The sequence below is a fragment of the Companilactobacillus futsaii JCM 17355 genome (assembly GCF_001435505.1).
GTDB lineage: Bacteria > Bacillota > Bacilli > Lactobacillales > Lactobacillaceae > Companilactobacillus > Companilactobacillus futsaii.
Window position 1 is genome coordinate 20,293 of record NZ_AZDO01000145.1, and the last position, 3,983, is coordinate 24,275.

Sequence of the window (3,983 nt, forward strand, 5' to 3'; positions counted from 1 at the left end):
AGTCTGTCGGCCTTGATATGGGTGTTTGTGACCTAGTCATCTGTTCAGACGGAAGTAAGTATAAGACAATCCGTTTTGATAAAAAACTTGCCAAAAGGAAACACTATTGGGAAAAACGATTAGCTAGAAGACGTAATCAAGCTCTAAAGGATATTCAGTATAAAAAGAAATTTGGATTGATTGATCCAAAACCTTTAGAACAATACTCAAACTACATGAAAGCTAAACTCATGGTAGCTAAGTATAGTGAGAAGATTGCCAATCAAAGAAAAGACTATCTCCACAAGATAACTCGTAAATTAGTTGAAGATAACGATTTGATTGTTATTGAAGATTTGAAAACCAAAAATCTTCTTGGTAATCACAAACTATCACGTGCTATCGCTAATCAATCATGGAGAGTATTAAGACTGATGCTTGAATACAAATGTGAATGGTACGGCAAGAAACTTCTAATTGTTAATCCATTCAAGACTAGTCAAATCTGTTCTAACTGTGGGTATGATGATGGTAAACACGAGTTAGACATTAGAGAATGGGATTGTCCTAGTTGTGGTATTCATCATGATCGTGATATCAATGCGAGTAAAAATATATTAAATAAAGGCTTGGAACAAGCCTTAGTAAAATAGTTCTAGCCTCTACTGACTAGTTGAAATACTAGCCGGCAAGTATGGAATGTTCCTAGAAGCTCGGTACTTTAGTGCCGATGTAGTTCACAAAAAATACGTAGTTTATATTAACGATATTTCATTACTTAAATATAGGCGTTACTTAAATATATCGTTGCAGAAGTTAAATTTTTTCTTCATAATTTAGATTAAATGCAAAACGCAAAATGGAGAATTCAAAATAATGTTAGGTATTAATGATGATTTAAGAAATTTGCTTTTAGCAACTAATTTAGGACGTAGTCGAGATCATCCTTTAGCAGGATGGAATATTTTGACGATTCTTTATGGGAATCGGGCTAGTGCCGATATACCACGTACTTTGGGTTTTATAGTTGAACAATACAATATCAATTATTTAGATGGCAAAACTAACGAAAAAATGATTACTGATGCTGTCTTAAAGAATGTTTTAAAAGTTTTGGAGGAAGAAGCTAGTTTTGTAGAAGTTTCTCCACGTAAAATCAGAGTCCGCATGGCTAGCGGAGCTTATCATATGCAACAGGCACCGGTTTATCGAATTACCAGTCGAGGAATTGAATATTTAACAATGATTCCTAAAGTGTTAGATGCGGAAAGTACTGTTACTGCTAATACTGCTCGTATAGAAGAATATTGCAATTTAGTAGCCAAATTAAATTCACCACATTTAGATGCCACTAATACAAAATTATTCAACGATTTTCACAATATGGTTTCAGCATATTCAGATGTTATGAAGGGAATGCATAAATTAGGTGAAGATTTAGATGAAGTCTCTAATGACTTAGCTTTCAATCATGGTGGCAAAGTGGCTGAACATTTAAATCAGATGTTGAACAAAAAAGCTTTGCCGGCATATACAAAATTGATCCAACAGGGTTCATTGATACAAAATTTAGCAAAAAGCGAAAGTTTTTCTGATCAAGTGGCTCGTAGTCGTCAAGGATCTGATAGTTTAGAAATTGATCAAGCGATAAATAATCAATTAAAATTATCAGCTCAAATGCATCAAGATAAAATTTATGTACAGGAACAATTACAGATTTTGACGACTAGTTTTGAGCCGACAGCTTCTGCAATAGATAGTAGTTACGATTCTATTTATTTAATTTTTCAAACAATTCTAGACTCGATCAATTTGTTAAGTAAAGAATATGATCATATTCACTCACAAACTGTTGATATTAAACAATTGACTAAGCAAATCGATGGCTTACTAACTAATTATCAATCCATTTCTATGCCTAAACAAACACCTCGTCATTTAGCACAAGATCGGCAAGTTTCTGATACTAATGATCTGTTGGAAGCAGGCGTCTTAGGACCAGTTATTTATCAAGCTGATACAACTTCTAAAAAAGTTGCTACGGTTGAAGACAATCCTATGATTGCAGAAGATGATGAAGTAGCCTTAGACATTTCTGAAGCCTTATCAGAATTTCAAAAATTAGTCATGGTCGATGAAAATAACGGTCGTTTGGATCGTAATTTAGAATTACAAACAATCATGGCACGTGATGAAATAATGCGTTTATACAGTGCAACAAATTATGATCACTACGATAGTTTTGCTCCTTTTGGGAGGCCAATAAAAAAAGTAACAGCTATTCAAAAAACTGGACCAATTTGGCTTCACTGCAAAAACGAAAACTATAGTGTCCAATTACCTTGTGGATTTGAGTTTGAATTCTAAAAAGGGGAAGATTACAAAATGGTAACAAAACTTAGCAATCCAGAACGTCTAATAATAAATCAATTAATTGATAATGGCTTATTTACTAGTAATCCAAATCATCCAACACAAGAAATGATCAATGCTGTCAATGTACTTAAGAGACCGCGTGGTCAACAAAGGATTAATAGTTATATAAATAGTCTAATTGGTGTTTATCCAGAAAATGTTCAAGAAAATCTTTTATTAATGATTGGATCTGATTATGAATCTAGTGAAAATGTTCATGTCTTATTGGCAACTTTAAAAGCTGTAATAAATTTGCCTGAATTACAAGCCAATCAAATAGATAGATCTGTTTTAGCACAAACGATTATTCGACAGGTCCATAGCGAAGTAGTGGATTTAGATGAAAAAGAAATTAGACGAATAATAACAGAATTATTTGTAGATCGATTTAAATTATTTACATTAGACTATCCAGAATTAATTCAGAGTGAACAAAATCAGGAAATTACTGAATATTGGAATATTAGCTCCGATTTTAATTTGGTAGCACAGGCCATAATAAATCAAATGACAACTTCAAATGTGATAACCCTTAATGATGAACAAAGAGTTAATCGTGCTTTGTTATTACAACGTTTCATTAGCTCAAAGAAATCCCCACAACTATGGCAGACCTTATTAGATAAGAAGGAAAAAATTGCAGAGCAGTGGGCTAATTTAGATCGATTTGATATTGAAATTGGGGATAATTATGCTTTATTACTAGATAAGAAAAGACAGCAAGTAAAATCTAAACCGGCAGTTGTGGCAATTGCCGTCGCACAGGCAATTCATACAGGGATTTCTGAAGTCGATTTGAATGAAGTAATCAAAGAAAAGATTATTGAAGTTTTTCCCAATAATAATATTGGGCTAAGTTTAGTTAAGGAATCATTGATTGATTTTGGCTTGATAAACGTACATGATGGTTTTATTTTTCCCACATCTATAATTCAGCGGTTCGCAATAAGTAAAGAAAAAAGGAGTACTTATGATGAGTAAAGAAATGTTGACACCAGTAAGTTTTCATTTGAGAAATTTTAATAATTATACGAGCTTAGATATTTCGGCTTCCCAAAACGGTAATTTAACGTTAATTGGTGAAAATGCAGCTGGAAAAACTACTTTAGCCAACTGTTTCTTTCCAATGCTCATCGATGGTTCGATTGCGACACCTTCCTTTAATCCAGCCAAGGGGACTGACAAATTAGATAAGACTACGATTCGCAATTCTAAAAATGATACTCGTACTTTTGAAGGGATGCTTTTAGGTTGGGGTCGTGGAAGCATGAAAGTTAGAACCGGCTACAGTTACATGTTAATGAAATCTAATAAAAGACAAGTGATAGTAGGGATTGGGGCACATCGAGCAGTTGGTGAAACTAGGAAACCTACTTGGTGGTTTGTCATGTCTAGTACCAATATTAATGAGGAGATGCCTTTAGTAACTGTTGATAACAAGGGACAAAGTTTGGAAAGAGAAGAATTCGTTCAAGCCAATGAAGATTGGGGAATCAATTTTAGAGTATTTTCTCAAGTTAGTGAATTTCAAAATTAGGCGAATTTTATAATCAAGTTAGCCACCTTAAGAAAAAATAAATAAAAAAACA

The 3,983-nt window shown here is 33.3% G+C and carries 4 protein-coding genes; all 4 read left to right on the forward strand.

What is annotated here, in order from left to right; all coding sequences use genetic code 11:
• Nucleotides 1-632 (forward strand): transposase (locus tag FC88_RS13205; RefSeq protein ID WP_235526938.1); only part of this gene is annotated, 632 nt, incomplete at its 5' end.
• 223 nt (nt 633-855) lie between these two features.
• Nucleotides 856-2,346, forward strand: coding sequence for a hypothetical protein (locus FC88_RS11955; RefSeq protein WP_057815918.1), 1,491 nt, complete (start codon nt 856-858; stop codon nt 2,344-2,346).
• A gap of 18 nt (nt 2,347-2,364) precedes the next feature.
• Nucleotides 2,365-3,375: a hypothetical protein gene (locus FC88_RS11960; RefSeq protein ID WP_057815920.1), complete on the forward strand. Its 1,011-nt coding sequence runs from the start codon at nt 2,365-2,367 to the stop codon at nt 3,373-3,375.
• Entirely contained in the window at nt 3,365-3,931 is a 567-nt protein-coding gene (locus FC88_RS11965) for a P-loop NTPase family protein (RefSeq protein ID WP_149029850.1), read from the forward strand. The genes FC88_RS11960 and FC88_RS11965 overlap by 11 nt, the downstream gene beginning before the upstream one ends.
• Nucleotides 3,932-3,983: the final 52 nt, after the last annotated feature.